The organism is Devosia sp. LjRoot3, from assembly GCF_964252865.1.
Taxonomy (GTDB): domain Bacteria; phylum Pseudomonadota; class Alphaproteobacteria; order Rhizobiales; family Devosiaceae; genus Devosia.
In genome coordinates this window covers 310,842-334,255 of the sequence record NZ_CAXUPK020000004.1, presented here as the reverse complement: position 1 = coordinate 334,255, position 23,414 = coordinate 310,842, and the positions used below count along the sequence as shown (strand labels likewise).

Below are 23,414 nucleotides of genomic sequence, written 5' to 3'. Positions count from 1 at the left end.
TATCGCACAGAATGTTCGCGGGACGCGCGGGGGATAGGGTAAGGAGATCGGAATCTTGGTGAGGACGCCCAGCCGTCGGCTAAGAGCGCCTGTGTTCGACTAGCCGCCGCTCGTCATCCTCGGGCTTGACCCGAGGACGCTTCACTTGGCGATGACACAGAAAGTGGGGAGCCCTCGGGTCAAGCCCGAGGGTGACGGCCGCTTTTTTGGCGATCGCTAGAGAGAGGGCCCAGACTAGCCGGGAGATAGCGAGGTTGTGGGAGGGTGGCGCTATGTTTCACCCATCGTCATTGCCGGGCTTGTCCCGGCAATCCATTTCGCCTCCGTACGGACCACTCGGATAAGCCGGGTGGTGACGACTGATTGGTTGAGGTTTGGCCCGCAGCAAAACCCTATGGCGCCATAGGACCCTCTAAAAATCGCTGGTAAGCCCCTTGATCTCCCAGTCGCCATAGCGACCGGGCTCCAAGCCACCGCGGCCGCCCTTTTCCTTGGGCGCCATGGCGCTGGCGGCGTCGATCTCGTTGCGGCGCGCCTCAGCCTCGGCAAGGGCGCGCTTGGCGGCGGGGGTGAGAATTTTGGGTTCGGCTTCTACCGGAAGTTCTTCCGGCGTTGTGCTATCGGTCATGGTCGGGTTCGCATTACAATATGGTCATGCGCTTGCAGGGAACGCTTCGCCACACAACATAATTGTTCGAAGATACCAACCCAAGGGGTTTTGATGTTCAACGCCTTCCGCACCTTTGTTCTCATCGCGGCCATGACCGCCTTGTTCATGGTGGTCGGCTATTTCATCGGCGGCACCGGCGGCATGATGATTGCCCTGCTTTTTGCAGCCGGCACCAATCTCTTTGCCTACTGGAACTCGGACAAGGTCGTGCTGCGCATGCAGAATGCCGTCCCGGTGGAACGCTCCCGCGTGCCCGAGCTCTATGACATGGTCGACACGCTCTCCAAGCGCGCCGGCATCCCGACGCCGGCCGTCTATGTCATCCAGTCCGACCAGCCCAACGCTTTTGCAACGGGCCGTAATCCGCAAAACGCCGCCGTGGCCGTCTCGACCGGCCTTCTGCGCCAACTCGAAACGCGCGAAGTCGCCGGCGTCGTCGCCCACGAACTGGCCCATATCCGCTCGCGCGACACGCTGACCATGACCATCACGGCAACGCTGGCCGGTGCCGTTTCGGCCCTTGCCCAGTTCGGCCTCTTCTTTGGTGGCGGCAATAACAGGGACAATCCGCTCGGCGGCATTGGCGCGCTGCTGATGGTTTTCCTCGCCCCCGTCGCGGCCATGATGGTGCAGATGGCGGTCAGCCGCACCCGCGAATATGAAGCCGACAAGGACGGCGCCGAAATCTCCGGCGACCCCCTGGCCCTCGCCTCGGCGCTCAACAAGATCGCGACCCTGGCCGGTCGCCAGGTCAATGTCGCGGCCGAGCGCAACCCGGCCATGGCCCATATGTACATCATCAACCCGCTCTCGGGCGCCCGGATGGACAATCTCTTTTCCACCCACCCCGATACCGGCAACCGTATCGCCGCCTTGCAGAGGCTTGCAGGCGAGATGCGCGTGGACGATAAGGGCCGCAGACCCGCGCCCCGTCCGCAGCCAGCTTCGAGTGGCCACGATACCGGCGGCGGCTGGCGGGTGCCGAGTGCAGGCCGTGGCGAAGACGATAGCGGCGTGCGCGGTCCATGGGGATAAGCATACGTGTCGAAAAAACCTGATCCGGCTGGCCTTGGCCTCCGTCTGATTGCCGCCCAGAGGCTCCGTGCCGTTCTGGGCGGTGAGCATTTTGTGCCCCTGTCGGCGGCCGAACTGCCCGATGGCCGCGATCGCTCGCTGGCCAACCGCCTGATCAACACCGCTCTGCGCCGTCAGGGCCAGATCAACCTGATGATTGCAGAACTGCTCGAAAAGGGCATGCCGGCAAAGTCTGGGACCTTTGAAGCCGTGCTGCGCCTGTCGCTGGCCCAGCTGGTTTTCCTGCCCGATATCGGCGCCCATAGCGCCCTGTTCCTCGCCGTCGAAGCGACCAAGCGCGATGCCAAGGCGCGCCACCTTTCGGGCCTGATGAACGCCGTGCTCCGCCGCGCCCAGGCCAATTCGGCCCGCTATGGTCTGCTCGAAGACGACCTGCTGCTCCCCGAAATCTTCCGCCGGAAGTGGGAAGCCGCCTATGGCGCCGACGCGGTTGCCCGCTTTGTCGATGGCCTCGTCGATGGCGCCCCGCTCGATCTCACCCTCAAGGACGAAGATCCAACGCTGGTCGAAGCCCTGGGAGGCGACAAGCTCATCGCCGATTCCATTCGCGTCGAAACACGCGACCGACCCGTCGACGCCCTGCCCTTTTTTGACGAAGGCCGCTGGTGGGTGCAGGACGTGTCCTCCGCCCTGCCCGCCCGCCTTCTCGCCGCCAAGACTGGTGGCGCTGTGCTCGACCTCTGCGCTGCCCCCGGCGGCAAGACGGCCCAGCTTTCAAAGGCCGGCTATGTCGTGACCGCGCTCGACAGCGACGGTACGCGCCTCGAACGCCTCAAGGCTAATATGGAACGGCTTGGCTACGAGCCCACTGTGATCGAAGCCGACGCAACGAGTTACATTGCAGCCGAACCATTTGACGGCATCTTGCTCGACGCCCCCTGCTCGGCCACCGGCACCTTCCGGCGCCACCCCGAAGTCCTGTGGCACCGTAGCGCCGCCGACATAGACGGGCGCGTAAAACTGCAGCAGGGCATTTTTGCCCGCGCGGTGAAAAATCTCGCGCCCGGCGGGAGCCTCGTCTACTGCGTCTGCTCGCTTGAGCCTGAAGAGGGCGAGGCTATCGTGGATTGGGCCCTAAAAGCCTTCCACAACCTCGAACTTCACCCCGTCGCCCCAGCCGAACTGCCGGGCCTCGAAGGCGCGGTCACGCCGGGCGGTCTTGTCCGCACCCTACCCTCCATGGCGCCCAATGGCGTCGAGGGCGGCATGGACGGTTTCTTTGTGGCGCGGTTCCAGCGCAAGCCCTAGCTTGTCGCCAGCGCACAGGCTAAGTCTGTGGACGCAGGAGTTTTCCAGCAAGAAATCTATCCCCGGCTGGGCAAATCACGGCAAATTCACTAGACGCTTCAACATCGAGCGGCCGATGCCGCGTCTTGGAAGGTTCAATCTCGGTGGATTTTGAGGGCAGCGACCGACCTGCCCGCGTAGGTTTTTCGCGCGGAGGCAGAAGTTGAGCGGGCGGTTCGGTGCGACCTCCCGGCGCTTCGGATTGCGCCTTGCCGATGCCATCGTGACCACGCGGCTTATCCGCTGGACCTGGCAGGGCCTCGCCGAGCAGGGTTATAAGGGCGAACTCCCCGAATTCCGCCCCACCGACCGAGACGCGGTCCGCGAAATGATGTCGGGGCGGTATCTCCTCGCCTCAAAACTCATCGAAACCGGCGGCACCTCGCCCTTTTCCATCGACGTCGATTTCCCCGACTGGTGGAACAATCTGCAGAGCTTTTCGTGGCTCCGCCATTTCCGCGATGTCCGCGATCCCGGTGAAAAGCTCTTTGCCCGCACGCTGGTGCTCGACTGGATAGGACGCGAAGGAAAGTTCGATCCGGAAAGCTGGTCGCTGCCGCTGACCGGCCAGCGCGTGCTCAACTGGCTGCGCCACCTGCCGCTGCTGCTCGATGGCGCCACGCCCGACCAGGCAAAAACCCTGCAGCGCAGCCTCGGTACGCAGGTGCAAAGTCTCCGCGTCCGCGGAAAGCTCGCGACCGATCCCGTCGACCGGCTCTTTGCCGCCATGGGCATTTTGGGCGCCGAACTCTGCGAACCGGAAGACTCGGCCGATGTCGAAGCGCGCCTCATACAGCTCGACGCAGCCCTTGCCGAACAGCTTGATGAAGAGGGGCTCCACAAGAGCCGCAATCCGCGCATCCAGCTCAACCTCTTGGTCGAACTTTCGAGCCTGCGCCAGGCCGCCAACCGCCACGGCAGCCCGACCTTCGCCTCGCTCTCCAATCGCATCGACCGCATGCATGAAGCGCTCGACGCCGTTACCCTGTCGAGCGGCGAGCTTGCCTATTTCAACGGCTGCGGACAGGTGCCGCATGACGTGCTGGTCGCCGTTCAGGCCAATGGCCCAACCCCGGCGCGGCGCTCCCGGATTCTCGGCGGCTACGGCATTTTGCGCAGTGGCCGCGCCGTCGTTATCGCCGATTCAGGCCTGCGCCCGGAACCCGGTTTCGATGCCGAAGCTCATGCCGGCGCCCTCGCCTTCGAATTTTCTCATGGCAGCGAGCTTATTCTCGGCTCCTGCGGCCCCGCGCCTTCGGACATGCCGGAAACGCGCGACCTCTTCCGCCAGGCCATCGCCCATTCCTCGCCCACCATCGAGGACGAAGACGCCTTCGTGCCCGCCAAGGGATTTCGTGCAAAACCGCCCGCCGTGCCCGATATGGAACTGGTGCCAGCCGAGCATATGATGGCCGTCTCTTCCATCGGCTATGCCACCCGTTTTGGCGCCGAGATCGAGCGCCGACTGACCCTCTTGGGTGATGGCACGACGCTTGTCGGGCAGGATCGGGTCATTGCCGAAGGCACGCCAGAAGGGCAGCTCTCCATCCGCTTCCACCTCGCCCCGGGCATTTCCGTTCATGCCCCGGTGGGAGAAGGCATGCGCCGGCTGACCCTGCCCAATGGCGAGGTCTGGAGCTTTCTCTGGGAAGGCGCGACCCTGCGCCAGGACGACAGCGTCCGCCAATCGGCCTATCTCGGTTTCAACCGCACTATCCAGCTCGTGCTCGAGGCCGATCTCGCCCCGGGCGTGGAAGTGGGCTGGATCCTGACGCGCGAACACGGTTGAGCTTGGACTCCGCGGCCCGTTCGTGCTAGCGGAGCCGCGAAATCTCCTCCAATGCGAGCAAAAACTCATGGGCAAGACGGTCACGGTCGGGCGGGCACTGCTTTCGGTATTCGACAAATCGGGAATGGCGGATTTTGCCCGCGGGCTTTCCGAAGCCGGCGTGGAACTGGTCTCGACCGGCGGCACCCACAAGCTCATCGCCGAAACCGGTCTACCGGTGCGCGAGATTTCCGATCTGACCGGTTTCCCCGAAATGATGGATGGCCGCGTCAAGACGCTGCATCCCAAGGTCCACGGCGGTCTGCTTGCGGTTCGTGACAATCCCGAGCACAAGGCGAGCATGGACGAACACGAGATCGGCCCCATCGACCTCGTCGCCGTCAACCTCTACCCGTTTGAAAAGACCGTCGCCTCGGGCGCGAGCTACGACGAAATCATCGAGAACATCGACATTGGCGGCCCCGCTATGGTGCGCTCGGCGGCCAAGAACCACGCCTATGTGACCGTGGTCGTCGACCCGGCGGATTATCCGGCAATTCTGGAAGCCATCCGCAATGGCGGCATTCCCTACGAACTGCGCCAAAAGCTCGCCGCCAAGGCCTATGCCCGCACCGCCGCCTATGACAGCGCGATTTCGAGCTGGTTCGCTCGGGAGATCGACTTTGCCGACGTGAACTATCGCAGCTTTGCCGGCACGCTGCGCGAAGTCATGCGCTATGGCGAAAACCCGCATCAGTGGGCCGCCTTCTACGGCACCGGTGAAAACCGTCCGGGCGTCGCCACAGCGAGCCAGGTGCAGGGCAAGACGCTCTCCTACAACAATATCAACGACACCGACGCGGCATTCGAACTGGTTTCCGAATTCGACCCCAAGGAAACTGCTGCGGTTGCCATCATCAAGCACGCCAATCCCTGCGGCGTTGCCACGGCTTCGAACCTGACCGAGGCCTATAAGAAGGCCCTGCGCACCGATCCGGTTTCCGCTTTTGGCGGCATTGTCGCTACCAATCGTGAGATCGACGCTGAAACCGCGACCGAAATCGTCAAGGTCTTCACCGAAGTGATCGTCGCGCCCTCCGCCACGCAGGAAGCGCAGGATATCATTGCTGCCAAAAAGAACCTCCGTCTTCTCCTCACCGGCGGCCTCGCTGACCCGAAGGCCGAGGGCCTGCAGGTCAAATCCGTGGCCGGAGGTCTGCTGGTCCAGAGCCGCGACAATCGCAATGTTGATGATTGCGAACTGAAGGTCGTCACCAAGCGCGCGCCGACCGAAGCGGAACTGGCTGACCTCAAGCTCGCCGCCAAGGTCGCCAAGCACGTCAAATCCAACGCCATCATCTATGTGAAGGATGGCGCCACCGCCGGCATCGGCGCTGGCCAGATGTCCCGTGTCGACTCCGCCCGCGTCGCGCATCGCAAGTCGATCGACGCTGCCGAGGCCGCAGGTATCGAGGGCGCGCTGACGGTCGGTTCGGTCGTCGCCTCCGACGCTTTCTTCCCCTTCGCCGATGGCCTTGAAGCCCTTGTCGCCGCCGGCGCCACGGCCGTCATCCAGCCCGGTGGCTCCATGCGTGACGACGAAGTCATCGCCGCCGCAGACGCTGCCGGCATCGCCATGGTTCTTACCGGCATGCGCCACTTCCGGCACTAGGCCAACACGGTGCCGTGAGGGCCTAAACGCCCTCACGGTAAGACCTTCTTGACGGGGTTCTGGCACTCTCTGCCCGCTCGGCATTTGGGCCGGCGCGAGGACCCTTCATGCGGCTGGCCGTTCCAACCGATCTTTCTGCCCTGCTCTCCACCGGCCTCCTGCGCTCGGTGGGCTCGCTCGGCATCAAGGTCGCGACCGCCGGCCTCACCTACATCACCTATGTCGTTCTCTCGCGCACCCAGACCGAGAGCGAATATGGCCACTTTGCCTTTGGCCTGGCGCTCGCAACCGTGCTCGCCATTTTGGCCGGCATGGGCCAGTCGACAGCCGTGCTGCGGCTCTGGCCGCAACTACGTGCCAAGGGCGAGAACAGCGACGCAGAAGCCGTTGTCGCAGCCGGTTCGGCGATCACCATTGGCGCTAGCCTGATCCTCGCTGGGCTACTCTGCGTCCTCGCCGTCGCCAGCATTCCCTTTCTGCCGCCGCGCGAAACCATCAATCATTTCATCGGCGCAGCCTTCCTCATTCTCCCCATGGCGCTGGCCGAGTACAATTCCTCGGTGCTGCGAGCGCAGGGATCGCTCTGGACCGCTCTGCTGCCCCGCGACATCGTCTGGCGCCTGGCTTTGCCGGCTGCCGTGATGGCGCTCTTTGCCGTGGGCATTGTGCTCAGCGGTCCCGATGCACTGACCCTATCCGCCGCCCTTCTTATCGGCGCGCTGGTCCTGCAGATGAGCGTGGCGCTCAAGCGCAACTATGTCGTCCTGCCGCGGATTGCGCCCGTGCGTACCCATTGGCAGCGCTGGGGTAGCCTCAGCAACTGGATGCTGCTCGGCGCGCTCATCGAAACCTTCACGCTCAATGCCGACGTCATCCTTGTCGGCCTCATGCTCGATCTCGAAAGCTCCGGCCTCTATTTCAACGCTTTTCGGACTGCCGGGCTGATGACGCTCTTCACCTTCGCGATCGAACTGGTGATCGCCCCCATGGTGGCCGAGCACTACCATTCCGGCGCCATGCGGAAAGCCCAGGCCATCACGGCGCTCTGCGCCTGGGCCGGTTTTGTCTTTTCGCTCGTGATCTTTGCGCTGTTTTTGTTCTTCGGCGAATTCATCCTCTCGCTCTTCGGCCCCGCCTATGCCGAAGGCACGCTGGTCCTCCTTCTCCTCGCCTTCGGCCTCTTGTTCGACGCCGTCACCGGCCCCTCGAAGATCGTGATGATGATGACAGGGCACGAACGCGCCTATGTCGCCATCTTCGGCGCCATCATGGGTGTCGGCTTTCTGGTGCAAATCGCCGTGATCCCGATCTGGGGCATTGTCGGCGTCGCCGCCGTCAATATGGGCGCCCGCATTCTAGCCCAGATCGCCATAGCCCTCTGGTGCCGCTACCGCATCGGCCTCGATACCAGTCTTCTGGGCGCCCTCGCCGTCGGCCGTTTACGCGACGCCTCGGCAAACTGATTTCGGCAAGAGCGTACCCAAGAGTACGGTTGTTCTTGACCCAAAAGCCCCTCTGGGCTTAGAACCAATCCAAACTTCCATTCCTGCCCCTCGGAACACGACGCATGACCAAGGCCCGCACGCTCTACGACAAGATCTGGGACGACCATCTGGTTCAGAACAATCCGGACGGCACGAGCCTTCTCTATATCGACCGCCACCTCGTCCACGAAGTGACGAGCCCGCAGGCTTTCGAAGGCCTGCGCATGAACGGTCGCAAGGTCCGTCATCCCGAGCGCACGCTGGCCGTGGTCGACCACAACGTGCCAACCACCGACCGTTCGCTGCCCAACCCGGACCCGGAAAGCGCGATCCAGATCGAGACGCTGGCCGAAAACACCCGCGATTTCGGCATCGAATATTACGACCCCTTCGACAAGCGTCAGGGCGTCGTCCACATCGTCGGCCCCGAACAGGGCTTTACCCTGCCGGGCATGACCATCGTTTGCGGTGACTCCCACACCTCCACCCACGGTGCCTTCGGCGCCCTGGCCCACGGCATCGGCACCTCCGAAGTGGAACACGTTCTGGCCACCCAGACGCTGATCCAGCAAAAAGCCAAGAACATGCTGGTGCGCGTGGACGGTCAGCTGCCGCCCGGCGTCACCGCCAAGGACATCATCCTCGCCATCATCGGCGAAATCGGCACGGCTGGCGGCAATGGCCACGTGATCGAATTTGCCGGCGAAGCCATCCGCTCGCTCTCGATGGAAGGCCGCATGACGGTCTGCAACATGACCATCGAAGGCGGCGCCCGCGCCGGCCTGATCGCGCCCGACGAAACGACCTTTGCCTATGTGAAGGACCGTCCACGCGCCCCCAAGGGCGAAGCGTTCGACATGGCCGTCGACTACTGGAAGACCCTCTATACCGACGAAGGCGCACACTACGACAAGGTCGTCATCCTCGACGCCGCAAAACTGCCGCCGATCGTTTCCTGGGGTTCTTCGCCGGAAGACGTCATTTCGGTTCAGGGCGTCGTGCCCAATCCCGATGAAATCGCCGACGAGACCAAGCGTGCCTCAAAATGGCGTGCGCTCGACTATATGGGCTTAAAACCCGGCACCAAGATCACCGACATCAAGCTCGACCGTGTCTTTGTCGGTTCGTGCACCAATGGCCGTATCGAAGACCTGCGTGCTGCCGCTGCTGTCATCGGTGGCCGCAAGGTCGCGAGCCACGTCTCGGCCATGATCGTTCCGGGCTCAGGCCTCGTGAAGGCGCAGGCCGAGGAAGAAGGTCTGGATGTGATCTTCAAGGATGCCGGCTTTGAATGGCGCGAGCCGGGTTGCTCCATGTGCCTCGCCATGAACCCGGACAAGCTCAAACCCGAAGAACGCTGCGCGTCGACCTCGAACCGCAACTTTGAAGGCCGCCAGGGCTTTAAGGGCCGCACGCACCTCGTTTCTCCCGCCATGGCTGCCGCTGCCGCGATTGCCGGCCACTTCGTCGATATTCGCGAGTGGAAGTAAAAGGCACCGACTGGTCGGGGCTTTATGCTCCGACCCTCGATGATTTCGAGGCTTTGGCGAGCCACGCGCTCGCCAACCTCCCCGAGCCCTTCAAGTCGCTCGCGGCCGACGTCACCTGTTCGGTAGCCGAATTTGCCGAAGACGACATTCTCGAACATTTCGAGATGGAAAGCCCGTTCGAACTGATGGGGCTTTTCACCGGCATCGGCCTAACCGAAGACGGCGCCGTGCCCCAGACCGGGCAGATGCCCAATACGGTCTTCCTCTATCGCCGCGCCATTCTCGATTATTGGGCCGAGAATGACGACAATACGCTCGGCGAAGTCGTCACCCATGTTCTCATTCACGAACTCGGCCACCATTTCGGATTTTCCGACGAGGACATGGAAGAGATTGAAGCCCGCGCCGACGCCGAAGACTGACCGCGTTCCCTACCCGTTTGAAAAGGCATAGATTACCTCCGGCGCATCCAGCGCTTTCGGGGGAGTTTTATGTCATTTCTTGCCGTCAATTGGCTGGCCGTCGTGCTGGCCACCGTCGCCAGCTTCGCCTTTGGCGCCGTCTGGTACATGAGCCTGTCCAAGCAATGGATGACCGCGCTTGGCAAGACCAGGGACCAGCTTGATCCCAGCTATACGCCGTTCATCTGGTCGGTCGCCGTCGAATTCGTCATGGCTTACTTCATTGCGCTCTTCACCCCGGCCCTGATGGGCACGGTGGATATCGGCGCGGGCGCCCTGACGGGCTTTCTCTGCTGGTTCGGCTTCGTGCTCACCGTGATGATCATGAACCACCGCTATGAAGGCATGAAATGGTCGCTGACCCTGATCGACAGCGCCCATGTGCTGGGCGTGCTGGTCATCCAGGGCGTGGTCATCGGCCTCTTTGGGCCGGTCGCAGCGGCTGTCGCTGCCTAAGCCTCACTGTGTCATTCCCGCGCAAGCGGGAATCCCTGTTTTGGGCCGCACAAATAAAGATCCCCGCTTTCGCGGGGATGACATCGTGCTTTTGGCTGTTCTTGAAGGACGAAAAAGTCAGCCTTCGGCCACGGCGGCCTGCGGTTCGCTGGGTGGCGCATATTTGCTGAGAAGCGGAAGCTGGCTCATCGAGAACAGCACCGTCAGCGGCATGACGCCCCAGACCTTGAAGGCGATCCAGATCTCGGTCGAGAAATTGCGCCAGAGCACTTCGTTGATCACGGCAAGAACGAAGAAGAAAATGCCCCAATTCAGCGTCAACCGCCACCAGCCCTCGGGCCGCAGCTTGTAGACTTCGCCAAAGACATATTTGAGCAGCGACTGGCCAAAGAGCAGGCCGCCGAGCAGCACCGAGCCAAACAGCACATTGGTGATGGTCGGCTTTATCTTGATAAAAGTGTCGTCCTGCAGCCAGAGCGTCAGCCCGCCAAAGACCAGCACCACGACGCCGGTGACCAGCGGCATGACGGCGACCTTTTTGAGGATCAGCCAGGAGAGCAGCAGCGAGATCACCATGGCGCCCATGAACCAGGCGGTCGCGACAAAAATGTCAGCGCGCGCATTGGCGATGAAAAACACCACCAGCGGCCCCAGCTCCAAGGCGAGTTTGGTGATCTGCGGGCGCAGCTCGTCCCAATTGACGTCTGCTTCGGCTTTGTCGGTCATTGAACGTTCCATGGCGTATCCTGCCAATGTGATGGCATGAGCCACCTGATGCAAGCCGAATAGCCAGCAAGAGTGGTTAGATTTTGACCGAAACCTCAGTCTTGCCCGGCAATTGCGCTGGCAAAATCCTTGGCTTCGAAAGGTTCGAGATCGTCGACACCCTCGCCGACGCCGATAAAATGCACCGGCAGGCCAAATTTCTTGGCGATGGCAACGAGAATGCCGCCGCGGGCGGTGCCATCGAGCTTGGTCATGACAAGGCCGGTTACGCCAGCGCGCTGGCCAAAGATTTCGACCTGTTTCAAGGCATTCTGGCCCGTCGTCGCATCGAGGGTGAGGAGCGTCGCATGCGGCGCTGAGGGCTCGACCTTCTTGATGACGCGAATGACCTTCTCGAGCTCGTTCATCAGCTCGTCGCGGTTTTGCAGGCGCCCGGCCGTATCGATGATGAGCACGTCGCGACCCTCGGCCTTGGCTTGCGTGACGGCATCGAAGGCGAGACCCGAAGCGTCGGAACCGGCGGGCTTGGTGATTACCGGTGCTCCAGTACGCTGGCCCCAGACCTGCAACTGCTCAATAGCCGCTGCGCGGAATGTATCGCCTGCGGCCAGCATCACGGATTTTCCTTCGGCTGCGAACTTTTGCGCCAGCTTGCCAATGGTCGTGGTCTTGCCCGAGCCATTGACCCCGATCATGAGAATGATGAACGGCTTTTGGGTCATGTCCACGGTCAGCGGACGCGCGACGGGGCCAAGCACCTTTTCGACTTCCGAAGCCAGAACGGCGCGCACGTCGCTATCGGAAATTTCGCGATCAAACCGGTCACGGCGCAGGGTTTCGGTGATGGACATGGCCGTCTCGAGCCCGAGATCGGCCTGAATAAGAACGTCTTCCAGCTCATCGAGCGTTGCCGCATCGAGCTTGCGCTTGGTGAAGACGGACGTGATCGAATTGGAGAGATTGTCCGACGAGCGTTTCAGGCCCGAGGTGAGCCGTGAAAACCAGCTCTGGCGTTGGGCCGGGGCCGGAACGACCGCGGGCGGCGTGACGAATTGCTCTTCTACTGCCTCGATATAGTCGGGCGTCGTTTCCGGCGGACCCGGAGGCGGAGGCGTATCAGGAGGCTCGGGTTGCTTGACCGGCTCGGGAATGGGCTCGGGCGTCGGAGCAACCGGCTCCGGCACAAGGGCCGGGGTTTCGGGCTGCGTCTCGGGCGGCGCTGGAGGCACGGGGGCCGGCTGATTGCCAAAGAGGCGCTGGAAAAAGCCGGGCTTCTTGTCGGTCATATCTTTTGGTCTTTCCCTCGCCGCCTTAGGCGGCAATACGCAGCTTTTCGCCCACGAGCCCATCAGGGCCGCGGCCGGTAATTTCCACCGCCACAAGCTCGCCCGGCTCCATACCTGCAACGCTGACAGGCACGAATTGTTCGGTGCGCCCAAGGCCGCCGCGTTCCATCAGGACGTTTTCGAGACGGCCGAGGCGGGTATCGCAAAGCGCCGCAAATTGCTTATCGCCTTCAGCGCGCAAGCACGCGGCGCGCTCACGGGCAATCGCCTTGCTCACCTGCGGCATGCGCGCAGCTGGGGTGCCCGGACGGGGCGAATAGGGGAAGGCGTGGATATAGGTGATCCCGGCCTCGCCGATGAAGCGCAGCGTGTTTTCGAACATCTCGTCGGTCTCAGTCGGAAAACCGGCAATAATGTCGGCCCCAAAGACCATGCTCGGACGGATGGCGCGCAGTTTTGCGACGACACCAAGCGCGTCGTCGCGCAGATGCCGGCGCTTCATACGCTTGAGGATCATGTCGTCGCCCGATTGCAGCGACAAATGCAGATGCGGCATCAGCCGCGGATCGGACACGGCCTCATAAAGCGCCGCGTCGGCCTCGATGGAGTCGATGGACGAAATGCGCAGCCGCGGCAGATCAGGCACATGCTTGAGGATCGCCTGGGTAAGAAGGCCCAGGGTCGGCGTGCCGGGCAGGTCGGGACCATAGGAGGTGATATCGACGCCGGTCAGAACCACTTCCTGATAGCCATTGGCCACCAGTTTCTTGATCTGTTCCACTACCAGCCCCATCGGCACCGAGCGCGAGGGGCCACGGCCGAACGGGATAATGCAAAAGGTGCAGCGATGGTCACAGCCATTCTGCACCTGCACGAAGGCGCGCGTATGGGCGTCCATGCCTTCGATGAGGTGGCCGGCGGTTTCCCGCACGCTCATGATGTCGTTGACCTGCACCTTGTCATTGAGCGGCACGCCGAAGGTCATGGGCCTGTAGCTCTCTGCCTTGAGCTTGTCGGCATTGCCGATCACGAGATCGACCTCTTCCATATCGCCAAAAGAACGGGCTTCTGTCTGGGCGGCACAGCCGGTGACGATGATGCGGCTTTGCGGGTTTTCCCGTCGCGCCTTGCGCACGGCCTTTCGCGCCTGGGTGACGGCTTCCTGTGTCACGGCACAGGTATTGATGATGATGGCGTCTTCAAGCCCGGCCTTTTCGGCTTGGGCTTTCATCACTTCGCCTTCATAGGCATTGAGACGGCAGCCGAATGTCAGGGTGCGAACCGCCATCAGGCCGCCTCGCTGCGCGTCCAGGCGCCGGTTGCGGGATCAAACTCGCCGCGCCATTCGAATTCGGCCGGACCAGTCAGGGTAACATGATCATCCGGCAGCCATTCCACGACGAGATCGCCACCCGGCAGGGTGACGGTCGCCTTGCGTTCGGTACGGCGCGTACGGGCGCCGTTGACGACTGCCGCGCAGGCCGCAGTGCCGCAAGCTTCGGTGATGCCCGCGCCACGCTCCCAGACACGCAAAATTATCTTGTCGTGTGCGGCGACCTGGGCGATGCCGATATTGGCGCGCTCGGGGAAAATCGGATGGTTTTCTAGCAGCGGACCGAAGCGGTCGAGAGCATAGGACCAGACATCGTCCTTGACCCAGAACGTCGCGTGCGGATTGCCGATCGACATGACGGAAGGCGAATGCAGCACCGGCGCATCGATAGGCCCGATCTGCAGTTCGATTTTTCGCGTGTCGGCAAACTCTTCGGCAAGCGGAATGTCGTACCAGGCGAACTTGGGCGTGCCCATGTCGACGGTGATGAGGCCATTTTCGGCCTCTTCGCCAAAAAGAATTCCTGCCACGGTTTCAAACGTGAACCGCTGGCGGCCCTGCTCGACGCTCAGCGTCTGCACCACGCAGCGCATGCCATTGCCACAGGCCTGGGCGCGCGAACCGTCGGAATTGATGATCTCGATATAGTTGGCCGTGCCGGGCGTGCGGGAATCATGGATGGCCATGATCTGGTCGAACTTGGTCTCGGCGCGAGCATTGATGGCGATGGCAGCTTCGGCCGTGACGCGATCCCGGCGGCCGCGCATGTCGGCCACGATGATCTGGTTGCCCAGCCCGTTCATCTTGAGAAAGGGTGCGTTGCTCAAAGCGTTTCGCCTGTATCTGTGTCGAACCCTATATGGCGGAACTGGCCGGCAATTGCCAGTGCAGGCGCTGCATGGGAGCGTTTGGCATGCTGACGGGTTCTGTCGTGGTCTGATTGGAAGGTTGGCGCATTGGCTGATCGAGTTTCATCCCGCATTGCGAATGCCGTCGCTGCCCTGCCCATAGACGGGAATATGCGGGTGCTGGAAATCGGCTGCGGCCCCGGTGTCGCCGCGCGGCTTGTCAGCCAGAAGCTCAAAACAGGAATGATCCTTGCCATCGACCGCTCGGAAAAAGCCATCGCGGCGGCGATTGCCGGCTCAGAGGAGGAGATCGCGACCGGCAGGCTCGCCTTTCGCTGCGTCGCGATGGAAGATTTCGTCCTCGAGAGAGGCGAACCGCAATTCGATCTCGCCTTTGCCATGCGGGTGGGCGCGCTGGACGGACGTCACCCTGAGCTCGAAGCCCAGGCCTTGGGTCGGCTCAGGGCAGTACTCACGCCAGGGGCCGTGCTTGTCATCGACGATGCCACCCCGCTTTCCGCGGCAGATTTGCCGGACTTTCCTTGACTCAATAGAGCATCTGTCATAAACGCCCCCTGTTCATCAGGCTTTTGCTCCTGACCAGCCGACCGGGACCCCAAACGGGTACCACGATCCCGGAGGCCAACATCCGCCAGCGCGTTGCGCCCGCGGGTGGGTTTTGCGTTTGGCCTTTTGGTACTTATCTCTCCGGAGATCGTCTCCGCGAGCGAAAAGGAAATAGTATGTTCGAGAGCCTCTCAGACCGGCTTGGCAAAATTTTCGATGGTCTTCGTGGACGCGGCGCGCTGAACGCTGCCGATGTCGATGCGGCCATGCGCGAAATCCGCCGGGCGCTGATCGAGGCTGACGTCTCGCTCGAAGTTGTACGCGCTTTTGTTGAGCAAGTCCGCGAGCGTGCTGTGGGTGCCGAAGTCACCCGTTCGGTGACCCCGGGCCAGCAGGTCGTCAAGATCGTCAATGACGAGCTGGTTGCCGTTCTCGGCTCCGATGCCGTCACCATCGATCTCAATGCGCCAGCGCCCGTCACCCTGCTCATGGTGGGTTTGCAGGGTTCTGGTAAGACGACGACCACGGCAAAGATCGCCAAGCGCCTGAAGGATCGCCAGAAGAAAAAGGTTCTTCTCGCTTCCCTCGATACCCGCCGCCCGGCCGCCATGGAGCAGCTGCGTGTGCTCGGCGAACAGGTCGGCGTCGATACGCTACCGATCGTTGCGACTGAAACCCCCGTTGAAATTGCCCGCCGCGCCGAGCGCGAAGGCCGTCTTGGTGGCTATGACGTTCTCATTCTCGATACTGCCGGCCGTACGCATATCGACGAAGAGCTGATGGTCGAAACGGTCTCCATCAAGGAGATCGCCAAGCCGCACGAAATCCTGCTCGTCGTCGACGCTTTGACCGGCCAGGACGCGATCAACGTCGCGCGCAGCTTCGACCAGCGTCTCGACGTGACCGGCATCGTCATGACCCGCGTCGATGGCGATGGCCGTGGTGGTGCAGCGCTTTCCATGCGCGCGGCCACCGGCAAGCCGATCAAGCTGATCGGCGTCGGCGAAAAGATGGATGCGCTTGAGGATTTCCATCCCTCGCGCATTGCCGACCGTATTCTGGGCATGGGCGACATCGTCTCGCTCGTCGAAAAGGCCGCCGAGCACGTCACGGCCGAAGACGCCCAGAAAATGGCGCAGAAGCTCAAGAAGGGCTCCTTCGACCTCGACGATCTGCGCGCCCAGCTGCTGCAGATGAAGAAGATGGGCGGCATGGGCGGCCTGATGGGCATGTTGCCCGGCGCGGGCCAGATCAAGAAGGCCATGGCCGGGGCCAATGTCGACGAGAAGGTCTTTGACCGTCAGATCGCCATCATCAATTCCATGACCAAGAAAGAGCGGGCCAATCCCGACCTGCTCAATGCCTCGCGCCGCAAGCGCATTGCCGCGGGCGCCGGCGTCGAAGTCTCGGAAATCAACAAGCTGTCCAAGCAGCACCGCCAGATGGCGGACATGATGAAGAAGGTATCCAAGGGCGGCATGGGATCGCTGGCCGGCATGTTCGGCGGCAAGATGGGCGGCATGCTCGGTGGCATGCCCGACCTCTCCAAGATGGACCCCAAGCAGCTCGAACAGATGGCTCGTCAGGCCGGCATCAATCCGGACCAGCTCAAGGGCCTGCCCTCGGCCGATCTGCCGATGACCGACAAGCTGCCTACCGACGTCAACAAGCTTCTGAAATCCGCTGGTGGTCCGGGCCTTCCCGGCCTCGGCGGTGCTCCCCGTTTCCCTGGCCTTCCGGGCCTGGGCAAGAAGAAATAACCCCGAACTTTCAACCGACACCCTTAGGAACAAAAGATGTCCCTCAAGATCCGCCTTGCCCGCGCTGGCACCAAGAAGCGCCCGTTCTACCACATCGTCATCGCTGACGCCCGTTCGCCGCGCGATGGCCGCTTCATCGAAAAGCTCGGCACCTTCAACCCGCTGCTCGACAAGACCGCTGAAAACCGCGTCGTGCTCAACACCGAACGCGCTCAGCACTGGGTTTCCGTTGGCGCCCAGCCGACCGACCGCGTTGCCCGTTTCCTCGACGCTGCAGGCCTGCTGAAGCGCGCACCGCGCAACAACCCGGAAAAGGCCGTTCCCGGCGAAAAGGCCAAGGAACGTGCTGAAGAAAAGGCCGCCAAGGCCGCCGCTGCCGCCGAAGGCGCTGCCGAGTAATTTTTCGGGATCGTTTGGTCCCTGGAATACAAAAAGCCCCGGTCTCGCGACCGGGGCTTTTTTGTTGCGCTTCATTCCAGATCGTCGTCATTGCCGGGCCTGTCCCGGCAATCCACCTCGAGGAGGCATGGACCACCGGGACAGGCCCGGTGGTGACGATGGAAGGGTGGGCGAGGCTGCCCGCCATTCGCGCATAGCGCTCATGGCCTTGCCGCCTCAAATCGCTCCACCGGAGCGATTTGCCCTTCGGGAGGGCGTCAAGCCTTGAGCTTGCTCAGAATCGCGGCACCCATTTCTTCGGTACCAATGGTCTTGCGGTTGTCCTGGGCAATATCCCCAGTCCGCAGGCCATCGCTCAGCACGGCCGAGATGGCGCCTTCGACCTTGTCGGCCAGTTCGATCATGTTGAACGAGTAGCGCAGCGCCATGGCGAGCGAGGCAATCATCGCGATCGGGTTGGCAATGCCCTTGCCGGCAATGTCTGGGGCAGAGCCATGGACGGGCTCATAAAAAGCCTTGCGCTTGCCGGTAGAGGCATCGGGCGCGCCGAGCGAGGCGGAGGGCAGCATGCCCAGCGAACCAGTCAGCATGGCGGCGACGTCGGAGAGGATGTCGCCAAAGAGGTTATCAGTGACCATGACGTCGAACTGCTTTGGCGTGCGCACCAGCTGCATCGCGGCATTGTCGGCGAGGATGTGGTGGAGTTCCACATCGGCATAGTCCTTGGCGACGCCCTTGACCACTTCGTCCCAGAGCACACCCGACTTCATCACGTTCTTCTTGTCGGCCGAGTGCACCTTGTTCTTGCGGGTGCGGGCGAGATCGAAGGCGACGCGAGCGATGCGGTCGATTTCGTAGGTTTCGTAGACCTGGGTGTCCACGGCGCGCTTCTGGCCATTGCCGAGATCGGTAATGGTTTTCGGCTCACCAAAGTAAACGCCGCCAGTCAGTTCGCGGACGATGAGAATATCGAGGCCTTCAACCAGCTCTTTCTTGAGCGAGGAGGCTTCGGCCAGCGCCGGATAGCAGATGGCTGGGCGCAGGTTGGCGAACACGGCCAGTTCCTTGCGGAGACGCAGGAGAGCGGCCTCCGGGCGGTGCTCATAGGCGACATTGTCCCACTTGGGACCACCCACGGCGCCGAAGATCACGGCGTCGGCGGCCTTGGCCTTGGCGACGTCTTCATCGGTGATGGCTACCTGATGCTTGTCATAGGCTGCGCCGCCAGCAAGGCCGCGATCGAGCGAGAAATCGGTCAGGCCTTCGGCATTGGTCCAGGCGATGATCTTTTCGACCTCGACCATGATTTCCGTGCCGATGCCGTCGCCGGGCAGAAGAAAGAGGGAATGGGTGGCCATTTCTGGAAAACTCCTCGCCGTACTGGTGGGTACACCTTGAATTGGTGCCGACATAGCGGGTTTTGGGGAGTTTGCGCAAGGACCGTCCGCGCGGAATCGTCAGGCCTAGGTCTCCAGAGATTTGGAGCGTGATCCCTCGGCCTCTGCTAGGCTCATGCGGTGAGCATTAGGCAAGCCTCGGTTCCCGGCGGCGCGCATTGATGGGCCGCTTGCGGAACGGGTGACCGCAAGGGGAGTTCTCCATGACCGGTTCGGTACCTCTACTGCCGCAGCAGCAAGGCAGGATGTTTGTCGCCGATGGCGGCATCGAAACCCATCTCATCTTCAATGAGGGGTTCGATTTTCCTTACTTCACGGTTTTCGAACTGCTCGATCGCGAAGGCGGTCCCGAGGCCTTGCGAGCCTATTATGCGCCCTATCTCGACATTGCGCGCCGTGCCGGACATGGCTTTGTGTTCGACACCAATACCTGGCGGGCCAATCCGGACTGGGGGGCGATGGTTGGCTATGACGCGGACAGGCTTCGCCGCGTGAATATCGGGGCGGTCGAGCTGTGCCGCGACATCGCCAGGGACTTCGAAGCGGCCGGTGTTCCGACCCTCGTCAGTGGCGCCATGGGGCCGCGGCGCGACGCCTGGCAATATGATGGGGTGATGAGCATTGCAGAAGCGCTCGACTATCACGCCCCGCAGGTCGCGGCCTTTGCCGAGGCGAAGGCGGACCTCGTGACAATCCTGACCCTCACCAATGTGCCCGAGGCGATTGGCGTTGCGCGTCTTGCGGAAGAGGCCGGCCTGCCCTGCGTCATTTCCTTTACGCTTGAGACAGATGGGCACCTGCCCGGCGGCAAGCCGCTGGGAGAGGCCATCACGGCGGTCGAGGAGGCGACCAACGCCTACCCCGCCTATTACATGATCAATTGCGTGCACCCGATCCATTTCGCCAGCACCATTCGCCATGGCGGCGACTGGGTGGATCGGATCGGCGGCCTCAGGGTCAATGCCTCGATGAAGAGCCACGCCGAACTCGACGAGAGCCCCGAACTCGACATCGGGGATTGGCAGGATCTGGCGCAGCGCTATCAGCGGTTGCTGCCCCTGCTGCCCAATATTCGGGTGATCGGCGGATGTTGCGGAACCGACCATCGGCATATCGACGCCATATGCCGGGTGTGTCTGCCAGCCGTGCCGGAATAGCGTTCGACCTGTAGCCGAGCACGCGTCCACGTCCCCAATTGGTTAACACACTGTGAACATCGAGATCACGAGGCGTTCAAGGCAAGGAGGACAAAAGGCGGGTCATCGAAGCCGGCGAGGGGCCGGCGCAAACGAGGAGAACCAAAATGCTCAAACTGATCCGCCTGACCGCTTTTGCCGCCATCACCACCGTGGGCGTCGTCCAGGCCTTTGCCGGCGTGCAGTCCCTGCCCGAATGTTACGACCGCGTCATTGCCGCCTGCAACAAGGGCAACCATGCCCAGAGCTGCGCCAATACCGGCATGAACGAGTGCGACAAGATTTTCCCGACCCCGATGGTTCTTACTCCGGGCCTGTCGCTCGGCAGCAAACCAGCGGTCGTGGCTCCCGTGCCGCTACCGCGCCCGGCGCACCTGATGGTTTCCACCCGCTAAAGTTTTTGCCCCATGGGCAAAGGCACAAAAAAAACAGCGCTCCCTTTGAGAGCGCTGTTTTTGCATTTTCTGGTCGTGAAAAAGAATCAGCTCTTGGCGGCGCCGATGCGGGCGGTCACTTCGATTTCGATCTTCATGCCTTCTTCAATCATCGCCACGATGAGCATGGAGGCAGCCGGGCGGATGTCCTTGAAGACCGGGCCGACGGCGGCGACGACTTCATCCACATAGGAGCGGTCGCCAACATAGTAGACGACGCGAACCGTGTCCTCGATCGAGGAGCCGGCTTCCTTGAGCGCCTTGTCGATGGTGGCTAGGGCATTCTTGGCCTGGGCGCCGACGCCTTCGGGCATCTTCATGACCGAATAATCGTAGCCCGTCGTGCCCGACACATAGACCGTGTCTTCGTGGCGAACGGCACGGGAATAGCCAAAGGTCGCTTCAAAGGGCGAACCGGTAGAAACGCGTTGAACCATTTTTCGTCCTTAGAGCCAGGGCCGCGCGGATGCCATCTTGCCCTCAAAGGACGAAATGGCCGGATCGGATTTTAGCGTGCCGGCGATATCGTCGAGACCTTCGAGCAGGATGTGCTTGCGCGCCGGGTCGATATCGAAATGCAGCGTGCCGCCATCCGGACCTTTGATGGTCTGGGCTTCGAGATCCACGGTCAGCGTCGCGTTCGAGCCGCGCTCGGCATCATCGAGCAGGAGCTTGAGCTGCTCGGCCGAAACCACCAGCGGCAGAATGCCGTTCTTGAAGCAGTTGTTATAAAAGATGTCGGCAAAGCTGGTGGAAACAACGCAGCGAATGCCAAAGTCGGCCAGCGCCCAGGGGGCATGCTCGCGCGAGGAGCCGCAACCAAAGTTGTCGCCGGCAATGATGATCTTCGCCTGGCGATAGGCCGGCTTGTTGAGAACGAATTCGGGATTTTCCGAACCGTCTTCATTGTAGCGCATTTCCGAAAACAGGGCGGTGCCGAGGCCGGTCCGCTTGATGGTCTTCAGGTACTGCTTGGGGATGATCATATCGGTGTCGATATTGATGATCGGCAACGGCGCCGCGACACCCGTCAATGTGGTGAATTTTTCCATCGGAAAACCTCGCTTTGCCTTGGGTCTTTGGGCCAAACCGGGGTCGGGGTCAAGTCGGCTCTGGACGAAAGCGTTCGGCGCTTGACCTCAGGCACTCCGTTTGTCTACTCCTGACGCCCTGAACGGTCTTACCTTCAACTTGCGCTCGGGGGGGCGGGTGATGCAGGGACCAGTGCCTCCTGTGCCTGAACTTGGCCAGACGAAATCCTATCAGCCGACATCACGCCAGCTTTTGCGGGCGCTCGAAACCATGGCAGGCGTGGGTTTTTTTACCCTGTCTTTCGCTGATGGGAAGGTGCGGCCGTCCGATGGCCTGCTTGTTCTGGCGGGGACGCTCGATCAGGTGGGCCAGCCGATCGGCATTGAATTCATCGAGGCGCGCACCCATCCCGACGACCGGGCCAGTCTGATCGAGAGCTTTCACATGTTGATGCGCGATACGCTGCCGACCCGGCGTGATCTGCGCATCCTGCGCGAGGATGGCACCGAGCGGCGCCTCGAAATGCGTTTCGAGCGCATGGCCGACGAAGCGCGCCGACCGGTAGGCTGGATCATCTGCGTGCTCGACCGCACCGAGGAAGAGAGTCTCAAAAAGAACCTGGTGCTCATGCGCCAGCGCCTGCGGGCTGTGCTCGAGCGGCTCGATGTGGACCTTGCCTGGTTCAGCTCGCCCAATGGCAGGGTGATCGAGCGGGTCAAGCAGTCCGAGAACGCCCACCTGCCCGACACCTCGCTCTTTACCCTCGACAGCTGGTTTTCGTCCGTGCATCCGGACGACCGGGCCCAGGTGCTTGCCGGCCTCGATCACCCCGGACAAAGCGTCACCGAAGCGCGCGTCGAGCGGGCGCCGGGCCAATATGTTCCCATGCGCACCGTGCGCCAGCCCGTCCTCAACGAGACGGGGGAAACCATCGAATGGCTGGGGCTGACAACCCTTGTCGAACCGGGGCGCGGCGGGCTCGAAGCGAATGCGGCGGCGAGCGAAGAACTGCTCAATGGTCCCCTCTTGCGCGCAGCGCGCAATCTTCTGGGCTGGACCATTCCGGTGCTGGCCGAACAGTCGGGCGTTTCGGCGTCGACCATCATGCGGATCGAGGAAGCGACCGCGCCGGTCATTGAAGTGGCGCGGCGGCGCACCGCGGAGCGGCTGACCCAAGCCCTTACCAAGGGCGGGGTAACCTTTCACCGCACCCTGACAGGAAAGCTCGCCATCTCGCTCTAGGCGCCTGTTCCGACACCTTCCATGCGGCCCGCGGCGCGGGCAAAGCCTTCGGCAATGGCGATACGCATGGATTCGCGCGCGCCCTGCGGGTTCTTGTCGAGGATGGCCTGGGCGATGGCGCGATGCACGGCGACCGTCTGGACCAAGGCCTCGGGCTCATTGACCGGCGAGGAAATGGTGAAGGCCGCCGTCAGGGCCATTTCCACCAGGGCGCTGATCGAGGCCATGAAGGGATTGCCGGATGCATTGGCCACCGCCTTGTGGAAGTCGAGATCATGCCGGGCAAAATCCTCCGGCGTGCTCGCCGCTGCCATGCGGTCCACCGCGGCAAGGAGGAGTTTTGCCTGCTCGTCGGTGCGCCGCTCAGCGGCAAGTGCAGCCGCTTCGATTTCGATGCCGATGCGCACTTCGGCAAGGCTCTGCAGGAAGCTGACTTCCGGCCCCAGCTCAAAATGCCAGGCCAGCACATCGGCATCAAAAAGATTCCAGCGATTGCGCGGCAAGACACGGGTACCGATGCGCGCCCGCGCTTCGATCAGGCCCTTGGCCGCCAGCGTCTTCAGCGCCTCGCGCAACACCGTGCGCGACACGCGGAACCGATCGAGCAGTTCCGTATCGGGCGGCAGGATCGAGCCCTGCGCATATTGGCCCGAGACAATGGCAAAGCCCATGTCCCAGAGCACGTCGGAATGCAGGTTGTGCGCCAGATTGCGGCCCGACAGGGCAGCGATGAGGTCGCCGGAATGGCGCGCTCTGCCGCCTGATCGATCCATGCTGGATGGCTCCTTGCCGAATGGTCGGGCGACCTAAG

Annotated in this window: 23 protein-coding genes; 14 read left to right on the top strand and 9 right to left on the bottom strand. The window is 62.3% G+C overall.

The window, feature by feature from the left end:
• Nucleotides 1-412: 412 nt before the first annotated feature.
• On the bottom strand, nt 413-628 hold the full coding sequence (locus tag ACSQ2A_RS16330) for a DUF1674 domain-containing protein (protein ID WP_295412942.1): 216 nt from the start codon (nt 626-628) through the stop codon (nt 413-415).
• Nucleotides 629-721: 93 nt separating this feature from the next.
• Here ACSQ2A_RS16330 and htpX point away from each other — a divergent pair, with 93 nt between their 5' ends.
• The 8 genes from htpX (at nt 722) to ACSQ2A_RS16290 (ending at nt 10,383) form a co-directional block, all read left to right on the top strand.
• Nucleotides 722-1,705, top strand: coding sequence for a zinc metalloprotease HtpX (gene htpX, locus ACSQ2A_RS16325; protein WP_436073087.1), 984 nt, complete (start codon nt 722-724; stop codon nt 1,703-1,705).
• Nucleotides 1,706-1,711: 6 nt separating this feature from the next.
• Nucleotides 1,712-3,013: an RsmB/NOP family class I SAM-dependent RNA methyltransferase gene (locus tag ACSQ2A_RS16320; protein WP_436073086.1), complete on the top strand. Its 1,302-nt coding sequence runs from the start codon at nt 1,712-1,714 to the stop codon at nt 3,011-3,013.
• A gap of 202 nt (nt 3,014-3,215) precedes the next feature.
• On the top strand, nt 3,216-4,841 hold the full coding sequence (locus ACSQ2A_RS16315) for a heparinase II/III family protein (protein WP_436073085.1): 1,626 nt from the start codon (nt 3,216-3,218) through the stop codon (nt 4,839-4,841).
• A gap of 67 nt (nt 4,842-4,908) precedes the next feature.
• The gene (gene purH, locus ACSQ2A_RS16310; protein ID WP_436073084.1) at nt 4,909-6,492 is read left to right on the top strand and encodes a bifunctional phosphoribosylaminoimidazolecarboxamide formyltransferase/IMP cyclohydrolase; all 1,584 of its coding nucleotides are present in this window, start codon (nt 4,909-4,911) and stop codon (nt 6,490-6,492) included.
• Nucleotides 6,493-6,599: 107 nt separating this feature from the next.
• Nucleotides 6,600-7,955, top strand: a complete 1,356-nt coding sequence (locus ACSQ2A_RS16305) for an oligosaccharide flippase family protein (RefSeq protein WP_436073083.1) — start codon at nt 6,600-6,602, stop codon at nt 7,953-7,955.
• Nucleotides 7,956-8,059: 104 nt separating this feature from the next.
• Nucleotides 8,060-9,466: a 3-isopropylmalate dehydratase large subunit gene (gene leuC / locus ACSQ2A_RS16300; protein WP_436073082.1), complete on the top strand. Its 1,407-nt coding sequence runs from the start codon at nt 8,060-8,062 to the stop codon at nt 9,464-9,466.
• Entirely contained in the window at nt 9,457-9,888 is a 432-nt protein-coding gene (locus tag ACSQ2A_RS16295; RefSeq protein ID WP_295412958.1) for a metallopeptidase family protein, read from the top strand. Before leuC ends, ACSQ2A_RS16295 begins: the two co-directional genes overlap by 10 nt.
• 69 nt (nt 9,889-9,957) lie before the next feature.
• A complete protein-coding gene (locus tag ACSQ2A_RS16290; RefSeq protein ID WP_436073081.1) occupies nt 9,958-10,383 on the top strand; it encodes a DUF1761 domain-containing protein in 426 nt (141 codons plus the stop codon).
• A 117-nt stretch (nt 10,384-10,500) separates the two neighbouring features.
• Here ACSQ2A_RS16290 and ACSQ2A_RS16285 read toward each other — a convergent pair whose 3' ends face one another.
• The 4 genes from ACSQ2A_RS16285 to dapF form a co-directional block, all read right to left on the bottom strand.
• Complete coding sequence (locus ACSQ2A_RS16285) at nt 10,501-11,121, bottom strand: septation protein A (RefSeq protein ID WP_436073080.1); 621 nt, start codon at nt 11,119-11,121, stop codon at nt 10,501-10,503.
• Between the two features lie 83 nt (nt 11,122-11,204).
• Nucleotides 11,205-12,395: a signal recognition particle-docking protein FtsY gene (ftsY, locus tag ACSQ2A_RS16280; protein ID WP_436073079.1), complete on the bottom strand. Its 1,191-nt coding sequence runs from the start codon at nt 12,393-12,395 to the stop codon at nt 11,205-11,207.
• Between the two features lie 25 nt (nt 12,396-12,420).
• Complete coding sequence (gene mtaB, locus ACSQ2A_RS16275) at nt 12,421-13,683, bottom strand: tRNA (N(6)-L-threonylcarbamoyladenosine(37)-C(2))-methylthiotransferase MtaB (RefSeq protein ID WP_436073078.1); 1,263 nt, start codon at nt 13,681-13,683, stop codon at nt 12,421-12,423.
• Nucleotides 13,683-14,531, bottom strand: coding sequence for a diaminopimelate epimerase (dapF, locus tag ACSQ2A_RS16270; RefSeq protein WP_436073227.1), 849 nt, complete (start codon nt 14,529-14,531; stop codon nt 13,683-13,685). The genes mtaB and dapF overlap by 1 nt, the downstream gene beginning before the upstream one ends.
• A gap of 216 nt (nt 14,532-14,747) precedes the next feature.
• Here dapF and ACSQ2A_RS16265 point away from each other — a divergent pair, with 216 nt between their 5' ends.
• The 3 genes from ACSQ2A_RS16265 (at nt 14,748) to rpsP (ending at nt 17,302) form a co-directional block, all read left to right on the top strand.
• Entirely contained in the window at nt 14,748-15,122 is a 375-nt protein-coding gene (locus ACSQ2A_RS16265; protein WP_436073077.1) for a class I SAM-dependent methyltransferase, read from the top strand.
• A 197-nt stretch (nt 15,123-15,319) separates the two neighbouring features.
• A complete protein-coding gene (ffh, locus tag ACSQ2A_RS16260) occupies nt 15,320-16,903 on the top strand; it encodes a signal recognition particle protein (protein ID WP_295412974.1) in 1,584 nt (527 codons plus the stop codon).
• A 36-nt stretch (nt 16,904-16,939) separates the two neighbouring features.
• A complete protein-coding gene (rpsP, locus tag ACSQ2A_RS16255) occupies nt 16,940-17,302 on the top strand; it encodes a 30S ribosomal protein S16 (protein ID WP_295412976.1) in 363 nt (120 codons plus the stop codon).
• A 257-nt stretch (nt 17,303-17,559) separates the two neighbouring features.
• Here rpsP and leuB read toward each other — a convergent pair whose 3' ends face one another.
• Entirely contained in the window at nt 17,560-18,660 is a 1,101-nt protein-coding gene (gene leuB / locus ACSQ2A_RS16250; protein ID WP_436073076.1) for a 3-isopropylmalate dehydrogenase, read from the bottom strand.
• Between the two features lie 242 nt (nt 18,661-18,902).
• Here leuB and ACSQ2A_RS16245 point away from each other — a divergent pair, with 242 nt between their 5' ends.
• Nucleotides 18,903-19,856 carry a homocysteine S-methyltransferase family protein gene (locus ACSQ2A_RS16245; RefSeq protein WP_436073075.1) on the top strand — a complete coding sequence of 318 codons (954 nt, stop codon included), beginning with the start codon at nt 18,903-18,905 and terminating at the stop codon, nt 19,854-19,856.
• A gap of 146 nt (nt 19,857-20,002) precedes the next feature.
• Entirely contained in the window at nt 20,003-20,290 is a 288-nt protein-coding gene (locus ACSQ2A_RS16240) for a hypothetical protein (RefSeq protein ID WP_436073074.1), read from the top strand.
• Between the two features lie 86 nt (nt 20,291-20,376).
• Here the strand turns inward: ACSQ2A_RS16240 and ACSQ2A_RS16235 are convergent, their stop codons facing one another.
• The gene (locus ACSQ2A_RS16235) at nt 20,377-20,766 is read right to left on the bottom strand and encodes a RidA family protein (RefSeq protein WP_035085205.1); all 390 of its coding nucleotides are present in this window, start codon (nt 20,764-20,766) and stop codon (nt 20,377-20,379) included.
• Between the two features lie 9 nt (nt 20,767-20,775).
• Complete coding sequence (gene leuD, locus ACSQ2A_RS16230) at nt 20,776-21,381, bottom strand: 3-isopropylmalate dehydratase small subunit (protein WP_295412986.1); 606 nt, start codon at nt 21,379-21,381, stop codon at nt 20,776-20,778.
• Nucleotides 21,382-21,541: 160 nt separating this feature from the next.
• On the opposite strand from leuD, the gene ACSQ2A_RS16225 reads away from it, so the two are divergent.
• Complete coding sequence (locus ACSQ2A_RS16225; RefSeq protein ID WP_436073073.1) at nt 21,542-22,603, top strand: helix-turn-helix domain-containing protein; 1,062 nt, start codon at nt 21,542-21,544, stop codon at nt 22,601-22,603.
• Here the strand turns inward: ACSQ2A_RS16225 and ACSQ2A_RS16220 are convergent.
• Nucleotides 22,600-23,376, bottom strand: a complete 777-nt coding sequence (locus ACSQ2A_RS16220; RefSeq protein ID WP_436073072.1) for a FadR/GntR family transcriptional regulator — start codon at nt 23,374-23,376, stop codon at nt 22,600-22,602. The genes ACSQ2A_RS16225 and ACSQ2A_RS16220 overlap by 4 nt on opposite strands.
• Nucleotides 23,377-23,414 lie beyond the last annotated feature (38 nt).